This is a genomic window from Bradyrhizobium sp. BR13661, from assembly GCF_029892425.1.
GTDB lineage: Bacteria > Pseudomonadota > Alphaproteobacteria > Rhizobiales > Xanthobacteraceae > Bradyrhizobium.
On the sequence record NZ_JARXWB010000027.1, the window covers coordinates 77823 to 94509 of the forward strand.

The window sequence follows — 16687 nt, forward strand, 5'->3', positions numbered from 1 at the left end:
TGGCTGCCAAAACACGCGGCAGGGGTAGGGATTATCTTGCTGTTTCCGGCGCTTACGCTGGGGTTTTGAACTGAATTGGCGGATCGTCATCCACGCCCAAGGGCCCCGTGTCTTTTAATCACGGGGTCTCAGGCGGCCGGCTCGGCCGTCAGTTCGCCTCCTGACGCACCTCGCTCGGCACCGGCTGCGCATTGCCTGGTGTCGGCAGGGCGACGGGGCGCAGGCCGATCAGCTCGGCGGTGCGGATCGCGCTGTCACGCCAGAACTGGAACGAGTTGATGCGGCTGAGCTCGAGGATCGCGATCGCAACTGCCGCCAGGAACGGCAGGCTCTGCAGCACCAGCACGCCTGCGAAGATGTAGATCTCGGTGATCTGGCGGAAAGAGTTGGACGCGATCAGCACGCCGGCGCCGACCAGGAGCAGGGTGCCGATCACGGCTTCCCAGAACGCCTGGAACTCGATCGACATCCTGGAGAGACCGCCCTTGGAAGTGCGCGCGAACGCGATGTGCTCGGTGATGAGGCCTTGGGCGACCGCGCGCGACACCGTCCATTGCACGCTCATCGCCGCGATCATGGCGCCCAGCATCTGGCCGGGCTTGATCGCGACGCGGGCGCGGTACATCGACAGGAAGTGCGCGAGCGAGACGATGAAGGCGCCGATGATCGGCAGCGTCAGGATCTTGTCGGGGATGGCGATGTCGGCGAAGGCGACGATCGGCACCCAGACGAGGTTGAGCAGCGCCACGACCACGCCGAGGCTTTCGGCACCCAACCAGTTGAGCCAGCCGAGGCCGTATTCGCGCTTCTGGTCGGGCGTCAGCCGGCTCTTGCCGGGCAGGAATTGGCGCCAATGCTTCTTCACGATCTGCAGGCCGCCATAGGCCCAGCGGTGGCGCTGCTTCTTGAACGCCTCGTAGGTGTCCGGCAGCAGCCCTTTGCCGTAGCGGGTGTTGGTGTAGTGGGTGGTCCAGCCGAGCTCCTGGATCGCAAGGCCGAGGTCACTGTCCTCGCAGATCGTGTCGGATGACCAGCCGCCGGCCATGTCCATCGCGGCGCGGCGGATCAGGCACATGGTGCCGTGCACGATCACGGCATTGAGCTCGTTGCGCTGGACCATGCCGATGTCGAAGAAGCCGGCATATTCGCCGTTCATGATGTAGTGCATGATCGACAAATCGCCGTCGCGATGCTCCTGCGGCGCCTGCACGAGGCCAACGCGCGGGTCGGCGAAAGCCGGCACGAGGTCCTTCAGCCAGTCGGGCTCGACGACGTAGTCTGCATCGAGGATGCCGATGATCTCGGCATCCACGGCCGTGCGGTCCATGGCGATGCGCAGTGCGCCGGCCTTGAAACCCTTTACCTTCTCGGCGTTGATGAACTTGAAGCGTTCACCGAGTGCGCGGCAATGATCCTGGATCGGCTGCCAGAACGCGGGATCCGGCGTGTTGTTGATGATGACCACGCATTCGTAGTTCGGATAGTCGAGCCGCGACAGTGCATCGAGCGTCTGCTTCAGCATGTCGACCGGCTCGAAATAGGCGGGAATGTGGATCGAGACCTTTGGGTAGTAATTCTCGGGCACATCCGCGATCGGCTTGCCCTTGGTGAGCAGCCGCTGCGGCGGCCGGCCGAAGGCGACGGCCGCGATCTCGTCGATGCGGGCCATCGCAATGAGGACCAGAGGAACAAGGAGAATCATGCCGAGCGTCAGCGCGAAGGCCGAGCCGAAGATGAAATAGTGCCCGTTCCAGAACGCGAACACGGTCGCAGCCCAGGCACCGACGCCGTTAGCGGTGGCCGACAGCAGGAACGCCTGTTTCGCGGTGGGTTGCTGCAGCCGCAGGATCGGCAGCGACAAGAGGATGCCGACCAGCAGCGCGATCGTCATCAGCTTCCAATAGTCGGGGTTTTCGACCGGGCCGGTCCAGGCGAATTTCGGCTCGCGGCTGGCGTTGAGGATGCCCCAGTACGGACCGACGCCGCCTTCAAAATACTTCCAGGGCTGATCGATCGCTTCGACGATGTTGTATTCCATGCCGAGCGCTTCGGCGCGGCTGACGAAGTTGCGCAAGGTCAGCGCCTGCTGGAACGGACCGGGGTCGGCGTTGCGAAGATTGTAGCCGGCGCTCGGCCAGCCGAATTCGGCGATGACGATGCGCTTGCCCGGGAACTGGTTGCGCAACAGGTTGTAGCGGTCCACGGCCTGGTCGACGGCCTGGTCCGAACGGAAGTTTTCCCAATAGGGAAGAACGTGGGCGGCGAGGAAATCGACATTGGAGCCGAGGTCGGGATTGTCGCGCCAGATGTTCCAGATTTCGCCGGTGGTGACGGGCACGCGGACCGCGCTCTTCACCTTCTTGATCATCTCGATGAGGTCTTCGACCTTTTGCTCACCGCGGTAGATCACCTCGTTGCCGACGACGACGCCGTTGACGTTGCTGTTCTTGCGGGCGAGCTCGATCGCGGCCTTGATCTCGCGCTCGTTACGGTCAGGGTCCTTGTCGATCCAGGCGCCGACCGTGACCTTCAGGCCGAACTCGGCGGCGATCGGTGGCACCAGTTCCACACCGCCCGTCGACGAATAGAGGCGGATCGCGCGCGTCATCGTCGACAGCGTCTTCAGGTCCGAGCGGATTTTCTCGATGCTCGGGATGTTGTCGATGTCGGGATGGGCCGAGCCTTCGAACGGCGCGTAGGAGACGCTCGGCAACAGGCCCTTGAAATCAGGCGCGGGTTCCTTGTCGCGCAGGACTCCCCAGATGCCGGCGTGGAGCACGGACACGAGCAACAGAACGGCGGCGACAACGCGCATCGCGGCTAAACCAAAAGGGGCTGAAATGGCAGGGCTGCGGATCCGACCCCGAGATCCGACCGAGTCCGCGGCAAGTGGAGCATACCTCTGCCGCGCGGTTTCTCAACTGTCATGGCCTCATGTCCTTACGAGGGCATGGCCTTTTTGTTGGGAGCGCGGCAGTGCCAACCCCAGCTATCGCCGATCGTTCCTGAACGGCAGGTGAAACGATCGCGGTTATTTCTGGGGCGCGGGCGACGGGCTTGCCGCAGGCGCGGGGCTCGCGGCCGGCTGGGGTGGCTGCGAATTGCCGGTCGTGGGGGCCGGAGGCTGAGAGGCCGCGGCCGCCGCCTGTTGCGGCTGGGCGGCCGGATTGATCCAGCAGGCATGGACGCGACTGTCCAGGGTCTCGGCGACCTTGGGATCGATCTGGGCGCCGAAGCGGGTCAGGCAGCGGAACGCGGCCTGGATGTGGCCGCCGGGGCAGCCGAAGCGGTCATAGAGGTCGAGATGGCGGAAAGCGGTATCGAGGTCATCCCGCCACATCAGCCGCACCACGCGCCGACCGAGCCAGACGCATTCGGGGTTACCTGCCGGGCCGTTGATGACCTGGGCGGCTTCGGCGAATTCGTCGGTGCGGCGCTGGTTCTGGGCGGCGTCTTTGGCGGCGGCGTCGGCGGGCTGGGCGGCGGCCTTGCCCTGGTCCGGGGTTGGCGTGCCGCTCTGGGCGGAGGCGCCACCCAGGCTGGTCAGGAGGACAAGGGAGGAAACGGCCAACGAGGCGGCGAACTGCCGCAGGACCGCATTTCGTAACTCGAACACCCGTCGCCGCATGAATTCCCCAATGTCTCAGCCATCCGACCGCGGAGGAGGATCTCGCGGACGCCGGTCGTGATGGCGTCCAAATGGGTCTCCAATGCGGCGGAAATATCCCGCGGAATCCCATGACCTGTATTTGGATTTTTGTCCAGCAAAGTCACGATCCTAAGGCCCGGTCGAACGGCCGCAGCCCAATTCGTCGGGGAGAGGGCGTAGCCTGCCAGCGTCACCCCCCTTGGCAGATGGCGTGCGAGCAGGTAATCGACGGACCCTTCGCGGAGGACGGAACCGATTTCACTTCGTACGCCACTGGCGCTCCTGCTCGTCTCCCTGGGTGCGATTGCTGCCGTGTGGTGGTGGCTTGCCACGCCGATCACGCTCGCGCGCGCCCCCATCGATCCCAATGACAAGGTCCAGTGCGTCTCCTACGCGCCGTTCCAGGGAGACCAGACGCCGCTGATCGAGAGTACCCAGATCGAGGCCGAGCAGATCGAGCGTGACCTGAGGCAGCTCAAGGAGATCACCGACTGCGTGCGCACCTATTCGGTCGAGAACGGTCTCGTCCTTGTGCCCGGGATCGCAGACAAGGTCGGATTGAAGGTGATCCAGGGCATCTGGCTCGGCAGCAACCGTGCCAAGAACTTTGCGCAGGTGGCGACCGCGATCCGCCTCACCAAGGAATTCCCCCGCACCATTTCCGCGCTCGTCGTCGGCAACGAGGTGTTGCTGCGCGGCGAGATGACGACGCAGGACCTCATCGCGATCATCCGCTCGGTGAAGGCACAGGTCACCGTGCCCGTGACCTATGCCGACGTCTGGGAGTACTGGCTGAAGAACCGCGAGGTCTATGAGGCCGTCGACTTCGTCACCATTCACATTCTGCCTTACTGGGAGGATGTCCCGGTCAAGGCGAAATTCGCCTCCGGCCATGTCGAGGCGATTCGCGAGCGGATGGCGGTGGCGTTCCCCGACAAGGAGATCCTGATCGGCGAGACCGGCTGGCCGAGCGAAGGCCGCATGCGCGAGGGCGCGCTGCCGTCACGCGCCAACCAGGCGCGCGTCGTCTCGGAAATCCTGGCACTCGCAACGGCGAAGAAGTTTCGGGTCAACCTGATCGAGGCCTATGACCAGCCGTGGAAGCGGCGGCTGGAAGGCACTGTCGGCGGCTATTGGGGCCTGCTCGATTCCGTGCGGCGCCAGCTGAAATATCCGCCGGGTCAGCCGATCAGCAATTTTCCCTACTGGAAATGGTACATGGGATCCGGCATGGGCCTCAGCGTGCTGGTGTTCGCGGTCGCCCTCGTCACGCTGCGGCGCCGGCCCTGGACGCCGCGCTTTTCAGCCTGGCTCGGCGTCGGCATCTCCGCGACATCGGCGGGCATTCTGCTCGGGATCGCCGCCGACAAGATGTATTACGAGAGCTACGGCTGGGGCGGCTGGCTGCAATGGGGCGCGCTGCTGCTTGCCGGCATTTTCTCGCCGATCTTCTGCGCGCAGGCGCTCGTCATCGGTCGAAACCTGCCGAGCTTCCTCGATCTGCTTGGTCCCCGCGAGGGACGCAAATGGTCGAAGCTCTCGGCGGTGCTCGGCCTGACCCTTGCGGTGACGGCGGTGATCGCGGCCGAGACCGCGCTCGGCTTCGTGTTCGATCCTCGCTACCGCGACTTCCCCTATGCCTCGCTGACGATGGCGGTGGTGCCGTTCGCACTGTTGATGCTGAACCGGCCGCAGATCGGCGTGCGCCCGATCGCCGAAGCGGTGTTCGCAGGCCTGCTGGCGCTGTCCGCAGTCTATGTAATCCTGAACGAAGGCCGCGAGAACTGGCAGGCGATGTGGACCTGCGTGATCTATCTCTTGTTCGCGCTCACGCTGTGGCGGGCGCGGGCCGAGCAAAGCCGAGGATGAGCAGGCCGATCGCAAGGCCCGCCAGCACGATGTTGTAGAGCACGATGCCAAGGCCGGCTGCGACCACGCCGAGCGTGAGCAGCACGATCGAGGGCCGCATCAGGTTCAGCGTCGCGATCACCAGCGCGACGATGCCGAACACCGAGTTCTTGAACAGCGACGTCGACACCGAGCGCGCCTTGCAGATCATGGTCTGCAGGCCGGCGTCGCATGCAAGTGCCACCGTCGAGAACTCGATCGCGAGATAGCGCACATAGAGCGCCCAGCCGACGGTGACGAAACCGACGACGATGAGAAACTGGACTTGATAGGGCGTGAGGCGAAACGGCTTCTTTGTCATGCGGCGCAATATGGTCGGGATGGCCGAGGGGAGCAACAGGGCTGCACGGATTTTTGCACTGCGGCGGCCGCTGCTCCGTCCGCTGCATTGTTTTTTGGCAGGACGAAGCGCCGAAGCCGTAGCGATACGGAATTGCGAAAATGTCGACCTTGCCTCAGATTCGACTTGAAGCGCGGGCGTGATTGCTGGTCCGATCAGCAGATCACGTCGTTCAAGAACGCGACTGCGAGGACACGAGCGGGGACGGCAATGACTGAGGCGTTGCAGATCAATTTTGCGCTTTGGGGCATGATCATTTGCGCGGCAATCAAGATCAGCCATATGGTGGCGGCGTTCTAGCGGCACGGCTTGGCATCCGACGAGGTGTCGCGACGCTTCGCCGATTCAATCGAAAGCTCTGACAGTCCTACCGTCTGAAGAACGACGATATCGTCGATCCCGCGGACGCCGTCTCCGGCTTGGCGGCGGGCGCGGCCGGCTGCGGCGCGGGGGCGGGCTCCTCGCGCTTTGACGAGCGCTTGGAAGAGCTGCGATGGCGCTTGTCCGGCTTGGCTGCGGGCGTCAGCGCCGGGGCGGTCTCGGCTTGCGGCACCGAGTCCTGGTTCTTCTCGGCGCTCTTGTCCTGACTCTTATCTTGGACCTTATCCGAACCGCGCATCGACAGGCGCTGGCCGTCGAACACGGTTGTCTCGCAATGGCGGTCATTCTCGGCAAGGCCTGCGCAGAGTTTGGCTGCGGCCGCCGCATTGATCAGAGGGCCGGCGCCGAGGCGCAGCTGCATGCCGAGGCCGTTATTGCCTTCCTTGATCATGATGATCGGCCGAAGCGCGGCGATCTCCGGATTGGATTTGGACAGGCCGCGCCAGAGTGCGCGCAGGCCGTCGACCGAATTCGCACTGCCGAGGTCGATGGCAAAGCGCGTCTGCTGGACCGTGATCGCAGCGGACTCAGGCTCTGTTGTCTCCTGCGGCTTGGCCGGTGCGGCGGCGATTTCGGTCGGGGCGGGGGCCGGCTCGGGCTTTTTCTCGGCGGTCTCAGGTTGAACCAGTTTTGGCGCCGCCGGATCAGGCGGCGCCATGATCGACTTGGAAGGGACGAGCGGAGCGGTCGGCAGCGCCGAAGGCGCGGGCGATGACTGCGGCATGAGCGAGGCGGCAGCCGCCGTCTGCGGTGGCGGGCTCGACTGATCCTTCGCCGCCTCCTTCGAACTGTCCTTGTTCAAGGTGTCTTTGTTCGAGGTGTCCTTGTTCGAGCTTTCTTTGGGCTCCCTGCCGGGGCTCGCGCGCGGCCTGTCGACCAGCGAGGCCGCAGTCGAGGAGACGGGTGCGACTTCAGGTGCCGGCTGCGCGGCGGCGACGGGCGCTTCCTGCGGCTTCGAGCTTGGTGCCTGCTGCGATGTCGCGTTCTGCTTGGCGATGGCGCCAGTGACGGAATCAAGCCCTTGCTCGATCACGCTCACGCGCGAATAAAGCCGGTCGCGATCGGTGTTCAGGGTCTCGATGGCGGAGGCGAGGCGGCGGGCTTCGAGCTGGCTCTCCTTGGTCAACACCTGCAGCCGGTCGGACTGGCGTACGAGGTCGGCGGAGGCGAGCTGGTCGCGCCGCCAGCCGAGCTGGGCCTGATTGGCCATGACGGCGACCACGACGGCGCCGACGGCAGCTGCGCCCCATGAGCCCAGCCGCCACAGCATGCGGCGATCGAAGGTGCTTTCCTCGGCCAAAAGTCCGGAGAACAGCCCGCCGGTCTCCTTGTCGCCGAAGGCATCCGCCAGTGGGTCCGAATCCTTTGCCATGAACGTTAAGTGCCCAGCCCTGTCTGGCGTCCCCGAATCAATCAAGGAACATTAACAGGAAAACCCACTCGCACTTGAATTCCGGGCGTTTGCGGGGGTAGCAAGGCGACGGCTTGTCGCCCGTCGATGTGACGATCGATTCGGCCATATTTGACAGGATTGCGATGACCGCCCGCTCAAGCCTCACGATCGTGCTCGCCGCCGGCGAAGGCACGCGCATGCGATCCAGCCTGCCGAAAGTGTTGCATCCCGTCGCACATCAGACGCTGCTTGCCCATGTGCTCGGCGCCGCGCCGAGTGGAACCGGAACCGCGCTTGCGGTCGTGATCGGTCCCGATCACCAGGCGGTCGCCGACGAGGCAAAACGGATCCGCCCCGACGCGCTCATCTTCGTGCAACGCGAACGGCTTGGCACGGCGCATGCCGTGCTTGCGGCGCGGGAGGCCATCGCTCGCGGTGCGGACGATGTTCTGATTGCGTTCGGGGACACGCCGCTGATCTCGGCCGAGACCTTTGCACGATTGCGCGCGCCCCTCGCGAACGGCGCAGCGATCGCCGCGCTCGGCTTCCGCGCGGCGGATCCCACCGGCTACGGCCGCTTCATCGTCGAGGGCGATCGCCTGGTCGCGATCCGTGAGCACGCCGATGCCAGCACTGACGAGCGCAAGATCGACCTGTGCAATGCCGGCGTGATGGCGATCGATGGGCGCCGCGCGCTCGCGATCCTCGACAGAATAGGCAATGCAAATTCCAAGGGCGAGTTTTATCTGACCGACGCGGTCGGCGTGACCAGCGACAATAGATGGGAGTCCGTGGTGATCGAGACCAGCGAGGACGAAGTGCGCGGCATCAATACCAAGGCCCAGCTCGCGGAAGCAGAAGCCGTCATGCAGGCGCGGCTTCGCAAGGCCGCAATGGAGGCCGGCGTCACGCTGATCGCTCCGGAAACCGTCTTTCTCGCCGCCGACACCGTGTTCGGCAGGGACGTCACCATCGAGCCGTTCGTGGTGATCGGCCCCGGCGTGTCGATCGCCGACGGCACCGTGATCCATTCCTTCTCGCACATCGTCGAGACCACGCTCGGCAAGAAGGTTTCGATCGGCCCCTATGCGCGACTGCGGCCAGGCACCTCGCTCGGCGACGGCGCGCGGATCGGCAATTTCGTGGAGACCAAGGCCGCGACGCTGGAGGCCGGCGTCAAGGTCAACCATCTCTCCTACATTGGCGATGCCACCGTCGGAGCCAATTCCAACATCGGCGCCGGCACCATCACCTGCAACTACGATGGCTTCAAGAAGCACAAGACTGTGATCGGGCAGGGCGCCTTCGTCGGTACCAACTCCTCATTGGTGGCGCCCGTGAAGATCGGCAACGGCGCCTATATCGGCTCGGGCTCGGTGATCACACGCGACGTGCCTGACGATGCGATGGCACTCGAGCGCAATCAGCAGACCATCCGGGAAGGCGGCGCGGCGCGCTATCGCGAGATGAAGACGGGCGGCAAGAAGACGGAGAAATGAGCGGCCGGGTGCCGACGCATGATCGGTGCTGGTAGGACTGCGCGCTCATGGATGAGGACGAAGAGGCCTGGTTTATATTCACGTTCTTCGTTGAGAACGTGATCAAGCCACCGGGACACTGGGTGCTGGACCAATGTGGCGTCCGCCAGCCGCATGAGCATGAGACCGCGTCACTCTTCACCGGACTGGCATTCTGGGCGTTTGTCGTTTTCCTCGCGTTTGCCCTTGTGCTGAGGTGGTAGAGCTCTCGCGCTATTCGTCGTCGGCGAATTCGGAAAAGATGGCGCGCGTCAGGCGCCAGCCGCGCGGCTTGGCGCGCTTGATCGGTTCGCCTTCCGGATGCTTCACGAAGACGGGCTTGCTCTCCTTGCCGCGCTGGGGCGGCGGCCAATGCGCGAGGTGCGTGCCGGAAGTTTCGCTGGCGCGCAGATGCAGCGACGACATAGCCTTGCGGTCGGACGTGGCTTTCATGGCCTTGATCTCCTGGACGCGAATCGTTGGCCAAACTTGTTGACAGCGAGTTAATACACACGGTTAAAGGCCGGTCATATCGACGCAGGCGAAGCTCAGGTCGCGGTCAACGCTGTCTCAATCCGCAATAATTATTGAGTATATGGTTCCCTGGGAATTTCGCTAAAAGCCGAGCGCGTCGTTTAGGCGATTTTTCGACGATTTGGGGGATATTGATCCGCATGTGCGGGATTGTCGGCATTCTCGGGCGCGAGCCGGTTGCAGAGCAATTGGTGGATTCGCTCAAACGTCTTGAATATCGCGGCTACGATTCCGCGGGCGTCGCCACGCTTGAAGGCAAGCATCTCGAGCGCCGCCGCGCCGAGGGCAAGCTGAAGAACCTGGAGAAGCGGCTGGAAGCCGAGCCGCTGAAGGGCACCACCGGCATCGGCCACACCCGCTGGGCCACGCACGGCAGGCCGACCGTCAACAACGCCCATCCGCATGCGACCGACCGCGTTGCGGTGGTCCATAACGGCATCATCGAGAACTTCCGCGAGCTGCGCGAAGAGCTCGAGAAGAAGGGCGCGGTGTTCCACACCGAGACCGACACCGAGATCGTGTTGCATCTGGTCGACGATCTCCTGACGCGCGGCAACAAGCCGGTGGAAGCGGTGAAGCTGGCGCTGGGACGACTGCGCGGCGCCTTCGCGCTCGGCTTCATCTTCGCCGGCGACAACAACCTCATGATCGGTGCCCGCAACGGCCCGCCGCTTGCGATCGGCTATGGCGACGGCGAGATGTATCTCGGCTCGGACGCAATCGCGCTCGGCCCTTTCACCGACACGATCAGCTATCTCGAGGACGGCGACTGGGTCGTGCTGACCCGCGAGAGCGCCACGATCTTCGACAAGGACGGCAAGGCCGTTGCGCGCGACAAGATCAAGCACGCCGCCTCGACCTCGCTGGTCGACAAGGCCAATTACCGCCACTTCATGGCGAAGGAGATCCACGAACAGCCGGAAGTGGTCGGCCACACGCTGGCGCGCTATGTCGACATGGCGACCGAGCGTGTGTCGCTGCCGGTCAAGCTGCCGTTCGACTTCAAGGACATCCAGCGCATCAACATCACGGCCTGCGGCACCGCGAGCTATGCCGGCATCGTTGCAAAGTACTGGTTCGAGCGCTTTGCGCGCCTGCCGGTCGAGGTCGATGTCGCCTCCGAGTTCCGCTACCGCGAAGCGCCGCTCCGCAAGGGCGATCTTGCGATCTTCATCTCGCAATCCGGCGAGACCGCCGACACGCTCGCGGCGCTGCGCTACGCCAAGGCGGAGGGCGCGCACACGATCGCGGTGGTCAACGTGCCGACGTCGACGATCGCGCGCGAAAGCGAGACGGTGTTGCAGACGCTGGCCGGTCCCGAGATCGGCGTTGCCTCGACCAAGGCTTTCACGTGTCAGCTCATGGTGCTGGCTAACCTGGCAATTGCGGCCGGCAAGGCCCGCGGCGAATTGTCCGCGGAGGACGAGACCAAGCTCGTTCATGGTCTCGTCGAGGTCCCGCGGTTGATGGCCGATGCGCTCACCACCGAGCTGCAGATCGAAAAGCTCGCGCACAGGATCGCAAAATCCCGCGACGTGCTCTATCTCGGCCGCGGCACCAGCTACCCGCTGGCGCTCGAAGGCGCGTTGAAGCTGAAGGAAATCTCCTACATCCACGCCGAGGGCTATGCTGCCGGCGAGCTGAAGCACGGGCCGATCGCGTTGATCGACGAGACGATGCCCGTCGTGGTGATCGCGCCCCACGACCGCGTGTTCGAGAAGACCGTCTCCAACATGCAGGAGGTCGCCGCCCGCGGCGGCAACATCATCCTGATGACCGACGCCAAGGGGGCGGCCGAGGCGACGGTGAATTCGCTCGTCACCATCGTGATGCCTGATATGGCCGCGGCGTTCACGCCGATGGTCTACGCCGTCCCTGTCCAGCTGCTCGCCTATCATACGGCTGTGGTGATGGGTACTGACGTCGATCAGCCGCGTAATCTCGCGAAATCCGTGACCGTGGAATAGGCACAACGGATCAGGTCGCGCTCTTCCAAAACCTGCTAGAAGCCCCTAGCTTGGACGAAGCGACTGACCTGGAACCCGAATGACCGCCCGCGACGACGCGCCTGCGCCTCTTGATCCCGCCCCGGAACCGCATACCGGCCTGATGGGCCGTTTTCGCAACTATTTCCTGACTGGACTGATCGTCACCGGCCCGATTGCGATCACGCTGTATCTGGTCTGGTGGTTCGTCACCTGGGTCGACGGCGTGGTGCGGCCATTCGTTCCGCTGGCCTATCGGCCGGAAACCTATCTGCCCTACGGCGTTCCCGGCTGGGGACTGATTGTCGCTTTCTTCACGCTGACGCTGGTCGGCTTCCTCGCCGCGAACCTGATCGGCCGCACGCTGGTTGATGTCGGCGAGACCTTCCTCGGCCGGATTCCGGCCGTGCGCGCGATTTATCGCGGCCTCAAGCAGGTGTTCGAGACGCTGTTCTCGGGCAAAGGCTCGAGCTTCCGGAAAGTGGGTCTCGTGGAGTTTCCCTCGCCGGGCATGTGGTCGATCGTGCTGATCTCGCAATCGCCGAACGAGGAGGTCTCGCGCAGCCTGCCGGGGCAGGAGGAACATGTCTCGGTGTTTCTCCCGTGCTCGCCGAACCCGACCACCGGCTTCTTTTTCTACGTGCCCAAGAGCAAGATCATCGAGGTCGACCTCAGCGCGGAGGATGCCGCGACGCTGATCATGTCCGCTGGCGTGGTGCAGCCGGGCTCAGCGCCGGATCCGAAGAAGGCCGCCGCGCTTGCCGGCATGGCCAATGCCGCGCGCATTGCCAACGCCTCGACGCTCCAGCCCGAGGCTGCGAAGGCAGAGTAGGGCTACTCCCGTGCGGGATAGCCTGAGGTCACGCAGGCCTCCGCATCCTCTGATATTGTCCTGATCGAACCGAGTGCAGCTCGGAATTCGAACTGGAGTGCCCCGATGTCACAGACCATTGCTATCCTCGCGCCCGGTGCGATGGGCAGCGCGGTGGCGCGCCGCCTGAGCGAAAACGGTGCACGCGTGCTGACGTCGTTGAAAGGGCGAAGCGAGGCGACGCTGAAGCGCGCAGCGGATGCCGGCATGGTCGGTGCCGAGGACGAGGCGATCGCGGAGGCCGACATCATCCTCTCGATCGTGCCGCCGGGCGAGGCCGTGGCGCTGGCCGAGCGGCTCGCTGCCTTGATCGTGAAGCGCGCAAAGAAGCCAGTCGTGGTCGATTGCAACGCCGTCAATGTCGACACGGTGAAGCGGATCGAGGACATCATCGGATCGGCGCAAGCGCCCTTCGTCGACGGCGGCATCATCGGCTTTCCGCCGCAGCCGGGCGGCAAGAGCCCGGCCTTCTACGTGTCCGGCGAGCACGCCAGGGATGTTGCGGTGCTGAAGGATTTCGGGCTCGACCTGCGCATCGTCGAAGGTCCGGTGGGTGCCGCCTCTGCGCTAAAAATGTCCTATGCCGGCATCGTCAAGGGGCTCGCCGGGATCGGGTCAGCCATGGTCGTTGCTGCAACGAAGGCGGGCGCTGCGGACGCGCTCCGCGACGAGCTCGCGCTCAGCCAGCCCGCGATCCTGGCGCGGCTCGAGGTCGCGCTGCCCGACATGATCCCGAAGGCCTATCGCTGGGTCGCGGAGATGCAGGAGATTTCGGGTTTTCTTGGACCGGACCATCCGGCGAGCCAGATCTACGAAGGTTTTGCCAAATGGTTCGAGCATCTGGCCGCTGACGCGAAAGGCGAGGCGGTCGATGCGTCGCTGCTGAAGGCGTTCGCCGCCGGTGCCGCGAAGAAGGCCTGATCTTCACTTGTTTGGCGGCCAAAGCTTTGGCCAGTCCGGGAACATGGCGCAGGAGTTCAGATGAGAGTGCTGGTGATCGGCGCAGGAGCGCTCGGAGGCTATTACGGAGCTTGCCTGGTCCGAGCGGGCGCCGACGTGACCTTTCTGGTGCGGGCCGGGCGTGCTGAGCAATTGCGGCGAGATGGATTGCGGGTCAAAAGCCCGCACGGCGACTTCACCGTGCAGCCGAAGATCCTGATGGCGAACGAGCTGAGCGAGCCCTTCGACGTCGTGCTCGTCGGTGTGAAGGCCTATTCGCTCGACGATGCCATGAGCCAGTTTGCCCCGGCCGTTGGCCCGAGCACGATGCTTTTGCCGATCCTGAACGGGCTGAAGCACATCGACGCCCTGACAGCGCGGTTCGGTGCTGAGCCCGTTCTCGGTGGGCTCGCCAATGTCAGTGCCGGGCTCGATGTGGATGGCCGTGTCGTTCAGTTCATGGCCAATCAGACCATCGTCTTTGGTGAAACCGAGGGTTCGCTGAGTGAGCGCACGCTGGCCCTGGAGAAGCTGTTCCAGGTCCCTGGGATCGACGTGCGTGCCAGCGAAGCGATCATGCAGGACATGTGGGAGAAGTTCGTCCAGCTCTCGACGCTTGCCGGAATTACCTGCCTGATGCGCGCCAGCATCGGCGACATCCTGGCTGTGCCGAACGGCGAGCAATCGATCTTCCGCCTGTTCGCGGAATGCTGCACTGTTGCCACCGCCTCGGGTTTTGAGCCGCGCGCCCCGTTCATCGAGTTTGACCGAAAGCTGTTCACGACCCTGGACTCGCCGCTCAAGGCCTCGATGCTGCGCGACATCGAGCGCGGCTCGATCACCGAGTCTGAGCATATCCTGGGCGATATGGCCAACCGGGCCCGCAAGCTGAATATCGATACGCCGCTGCTGGATCTGGCACGCGCGCATGTCGCAGCCTACGAAGTCGGGCGGAGGCGTGCGGCGAGCTAGCCCGCTCCGATCAGCGGGATCGCCTCGTCCCGCTCGTAGAGATACAGCAGGCAGCGCAGCGCTTCGCCGCGCTCGCCCTTCAGCTTCGGATCGTCCTTCATGATGCGTAGCGCCTCGTCGCGGGCCTGCGTGATGAGCTGGCCGTGGACCTCCGAGCGCGCGATGCGATAGCCGGGCAGGCCGCTCTGGCGCACGCCCAGCACGTCGCCTTCGCCGCGCAGCTTCAAATCCTCTTCGGCGATACGAAAGCCGTCGGTGGTCTCGCGGATCACCTTCAGCCGCGCCTTCGACATCTCGCCGAGCGGCTCCGAATAGAGCAAAATGCAGGTCGAGGCTTCCGAGCCGCGCCCGATACGACCGCGGAGCTGGTGCAGCTGGGCGAGACCAAAGCGCTCGGCGTTCTCGATCACCATGATGGTCGCGGCCGGCACGTCGACGCCGACCTCGACCACAGTGGTTGCGACCAGGAGGCCGATCTCGTGGGCGGCGAACTGGCCCATGACCCGGTCCTTTTCGGTGCCCTTCATCTGGCCGTGGACGAGGCCGACGCGATCGCCAAAACGCTTCTGCAGGCTCTCGAAGCGCTTGGTCGCGTTGGTGAGATGCTCGGTGCCTTCGGCTTCGGATTCCTCGACCAGCGGGCAGATCCAGTAGACCAGCTTGCCGGATTCCAACGCGCGGCCGACGCCGTCCATGACCTCGCCGAGCCGGCTCATGGCAACAGTGCGGGTGTCGATCGGCTGGCGGCCAGCCGGCTTTTCGCGCAGCTCGCTGATGTCCATGTCGCCGAAATAGGTCAGCACCAGCGTGCGCGGGATCGGCGTCGCGCTCAGCACGAGCACGTCGACGGCTTCGCCCTTCGAGGTCAATGCCAGCCGTTCACGCACACCGAAGCGGTGCTGTTCGTCGACGATGGCAAGCGCGAGATCATGGAAGATCACGTCGTCCTGGATCAGCGCATGCGTGCCGACGAGGAGATCGATCTCGCCCTCGGCAAGCTGGCTGATGATCTCGCGCCGCTCCTTACCCTTTTCGCGGCCGGTGAGGATCGCGACCCGCATGCCGGCGCGCTCGGCGAGTGGCGCGATGGTCTTGATGTGCTGGCGCGCCAGAATCTCGGTCGGCGCCATCAGCGCGGCCTGCTTGCCGACCTCGGCGACGGCGGCAGCAGCCAGCAGCGCCACCACGGTCTTGCCGGAGCCGACGTCGCCCTGGAGCAGGCGCAGCATGCGCACCGGCTGCTTCAGGTCTTCTGCAATGGCCGCCGCGGCATTGCGCTGGGAGGGCGTGAGCGCATAGGGCAGGGCATCGATGATCTTGTTGCGCAAATGCCCGTCGCCGGCATTGCGCACGCCGGCAGGCCGCCGGAGCTGCGCGCGGATCAGCGCCAGCGCGAGCTGGCCCGCGAGCAGTTCGTCGAAGGCGAGACGCGACCAGTAACGCCGATCGGGCAGGATGTCCGTGAGCTCGACCGGCTGGTGCACGCGGTGAAGCGCTTCTGCGACCGGCGGGAAATCGCAGCGGCGCAGCACGTCCGGGCTGATCCATTCCGGCAAGGCCGGCAATTTCTGCAACGCCTGTGCGATCGCGCGACGCAGCGAGCCGAGCGCGAGGCCCTCGGTGAGCGGATAGACCGGATCGATCCCTGAGAGCTTCGAGATCGCCTCCTCGTCGAGCACGCGGTCGGGATGCACGATCTGCGGGATGCCGTCATACATCTGCAGCGTGCCGGAGACGTAGCGTTTCTCGCCCATCGGCAGCAGCTTTTCGACATAGCCCGGCTTGGCGCGAAAGAACGTCAGGACGACGTCGCCGGTATCGTCGCTGGCATAGACCAGATACGGCGCGCGCGAATTGCGCGGCGGGGGCGGGCGGTGGCGGTCGACGGTGACCTCCAGCGTCACCATGGTTCCCTGGACCGCGTCGCGGATCTTCGGCCGCGCACGGCGGTCGATCACCTGGCTCGGCAGATGCAGCAGCAGGTCCACCAGCCGCGGCGTCTCGCTGCGGCTGAGCAGATATTGCAGCAGCTTGTCCTGCTTCGGGCCGACGCCGGGCAGGCTGGTCACGGGAGCAAATAGCGGATTGAGCAGGCTGGGGCGCATGGATGCGAATCTAGGATCGTTTCGGCCCGTCTTGCCCGGCTTTGTCGAGGGCATCCACGGCTTTTTTTGTGAGCCTTCGCAGCCATCAAGCCA

Annotated in this window: 13 protein-coding genes; 7 read left to right on the top strand and 6 right to left on the bottom strand. The window is 64.6% G+C overall.

From position 1 onward, the window contains the following. Nucleotides 1-148: 148 nt before the first annotated feature. Both M2427_RS32380 and M2427_RS32385 read right to left on the bottom strand, forming a co-directional pair. Complete coding sequence (locus M2427_RS32380) at nucleotides 149-2815, bottom strand: glycosyltransferase (RefSeq protein WP_280710869.1); 2667 nt, start codon at nucleotides 2813-2815, stop codon at nucleotides 149-151. Nucleotides 2816-3031: 216 nt separating this feature from the next. Further along, on the bottom strand, nucleotides 3032-3628 hold the full coding sequence (locus tag M2427_RS32385; RefSeq protein ID WP_280710870.1) for a beta-1-3, beta-1-6-glucan biosynthesis protein: 597 nt from the start codon (nucleotides 3626-3628) through the stop codon (nucleotides 3032-3034). Nucleotides 3629-3961: 333 nt separating this feature from the next. Here M2427_RS32385 and M2427_RS32390 point away from each other — a divergent pair, with 333 nt between their 5' ends. Beyond that, nucleotides 3962-5518, top strand: a complete 1557-nt coding sequence (locus M2427_RS32390) for a beta-(1-6) glucans synthase (protein ID WP_280710871.1) — start codon at nucleotides 3962-3964, stop codon at nucleotides 5516-5518. Here the strand turns inward: M2427_RS32390 and M2427_RS32395 are convergent. Further along, nucleotides 5478-5858, bottom strand: a complete 381-nt coding sequence (locus tag M2427_RS32395; RefSeq protein WP_128951719.1) for a hypothetical protein — start codon at nucleotides 5856-5858, stop codon at nucleotides 5478-5480. The genes M2427_RS32390 and M2427_RS32395 overlap by 41 nt on opposite strands. Before the next feature lie 406 nt (nucleotides 5859-6264). Beyond that, on the bottom strand, nucleotides 6265-7650 hold the full coding sequence (locus M2427_RS32400) for a hypothetical protein (RefSeq protein WP_280710872.1): 1386 nt from the start codon (nucleotides 7648-7650) through the stop codon (nucleotides 6265-6267). A 164-nt stretch (nucleotides 7651-7814) separates the two neighbouring features. Between M2427_RS32400 and glmU the strand changes: the two genes are divergently transcribed. Both glmU and M2427_RS32410 read left to right on the top strand, forming a co-directional pair. After that, entirely contained in the window at nucleotides 7815-9170 is a 1356-nt protein-coding gene (gene glmU, locus M2427_RS32405; protein WP_280710873.1) for a bifunctional UDP-N-acetylglucosamine diphosphorylase/glucosamine-1-phosphate N-acetyltransferase GlmU, read from the top strand. A gap of 47 nt (nucleotides 9171-9217) precedes the next feature. Then, nucleotides 9218-9412, top strand: a complete 195-nt coding sequence (locus tag M2427_RS32410) for a hypothetical protein (RefSeq protein WP_280710874.1) — start codon at nucleotides 9218-9220, stop codon at nucleotides 9410-9412. A 10-nt stretch (nucleotides 9413-9422) separates the two neighbouring features. Here the strand turns inward: M2427_RS32410 and M2427_RS32415 are convergent, their stop codons facing one another. Beyond that, entirely contained in the window at nucleotides 9423-9641 is a 219-nt protein-coding gene (locus tag M2427_RS32415; protein ID WP_280710875.1) for a hypothetical protein, read from the bottom strand. Between the two features lie 221 nt (nucleotides 9642-9862). Here M2427_RS32415 and glmS point away from each other — a divergent pair, with 221 nt between their 5' ends. The 4 genes from glmS (at nucleotide 9863) to panE (ending at nucleotide 14489) form a co-directional block, all read left to right on the top strand. Continuing rightward, complete coding sequence (gene glmS / locus M2427_RS32420) at nucleotides 9863-11689, top strand: glutamine--fructose-6-phosphate transaminase (isomerizing) (protein WP_280710876.1); 1827 nt, start codon at nucleotides 9863-9865, stop codon at nucleotides 11687-11689. Between the two features lie 79 nt (nucleotides 11690-11768). Further along, the gene (locus tag M2427_RS32425) at nucleotides 11769-12539 is read left to right on the top strand and encodes a DUF502 domain-containing protein (RefSeq protein ID WP_280710877.1); all 771 of its coding nucleotides are present in this window, start codon (nucleotides 11769-11771) and stop codon (nucleotides 12537-12539) included. Between the two features lie 105 nt (nucleotides 12540-12644). Further along, nucleotides 12645-13499 (top strand): NAD(P)-dependent oxidoreductase, encoded by an 855-nt coding sequence (locus M2427_RS32430; protein ID WP_280710878.1) that lies wholly within the window; start codon nucleotides 12645-12647, stop codon nucleotides 13497-13499. Between the two features lie 60 nt (nucleotides 13500-13559). Beyond that, complete coding sequence (gene panE / locus M2427_RS32435) at nucleotides 13560-14489, top strand: 2-dehydropantoate 2-reductase (RefSeq protein ID WP_280710879.1); 930 nt, start codon at nucleotides 13560-13562, stop codon at nucleotides 14487-14489. Here the strand turns inward: panE and recG are convergent. Beyond that, nucleotides 14486-16594: an ATP-dependent DNA helicase RecG gene (recG, locus tag M2427_RS32440; RefSeq protein ID WP_280710880.1), complete on the bottom strand. Its 2109-nt coding sequence runs from the start codon at nucleotides 16592-16594 to the stop codon at nucleotides 14486-14488. The two genes, panE and recG, sit on opposite strands and share 4 nt — an antisense overlap. Between the last annotated feature and the right edge of the window lie 93 nt (nucleotides 16595-16687).

Bases quoted from the DNA above. Each gene is read 5' to 3' on its own strand.
- M2427_RS32380 (WP_280710869.1), bottom strand. From the start codon at position 2,815: ATGCGCGTTGTCGCCGCCGTTCTGTTGCTCGTGTCCGTGCTCCACGCC.
- M2427_RS32385 (WP_280710870.1), bottom strand. From the start codon at position 3,628: ATGCGGCGACGGGTGTTCGAGTTACGAAATGCGGTCCTGCGGCAGTTC.
- M2427_RS32395 (WP_128951719.1), bottom strand. From the start codon at position 5,858: ATGACAAAGAAGCCGTTTCGCCTCACGCCCTATCAAGTCCAGTTTCTC.
- M2427_RS32400 (WP_280710872.1), bottom strand. From the start codon at position 7,650: ATGGCAAAGGATTCGGACCCACTGGCGGATGCCTTCGGCGACAAGGAG.
- glmU (WP_280710873.1), top strand. From the start codon at position 7,815: ATGACCGCCCGCTCAAGCCTCACGATCGTGCTCGCCGCCGGCGAAGGC.
- M2427_RS32410 (WP_280710874.1), top strand. From the start codon at position 9,218: ATGGATGAGGACGAAGAGGCCTGGTTTATATTCACGTTCTTCGTTGAG.
- M2427_RS32415 (WP_280710875.1), bottom strand. From the start codon at position 9,641: ATGAAAGCCACGTCCGACCGCAAGGCTATGTCGTCGCTGCATCTGCGC.
- glmS (WP_280710876.1), top strand. From the start codon at position 9,863: ATGTGCGGGATTGTCGGCATTCTCGGGCGCGAGCCGGTTGCAGAGCAA.
- M2427_RS32425 (WP_280710877.1), top strand. From the start codon at position 11,769: ATGACCGCCCGCGACGACGCGCCTGCGCCTCTTGATCCCGCCCCGGAA.
- M2427_RS32430 (WP_280710878.1), top strand. From the start codon at position 12,645: ATGTCACAGACCATTGCTATCCTCGCGCCCGGTGCGATGGGCAGCGCG.
- panE (WP_280710879.1), top strand. From the start codon at position 13,560: ATGAGAGTGCTGGTGATCGGCGCAGGAGCGCTCGGAGGCTATTACGGA.
- recG (WP_280710880.1), bottom strand. From the start codon at position 16,594: ATGCGCCCCAGCCTGCTCAATCCGCTATTTGCTCCCGTGACCAGCCTG.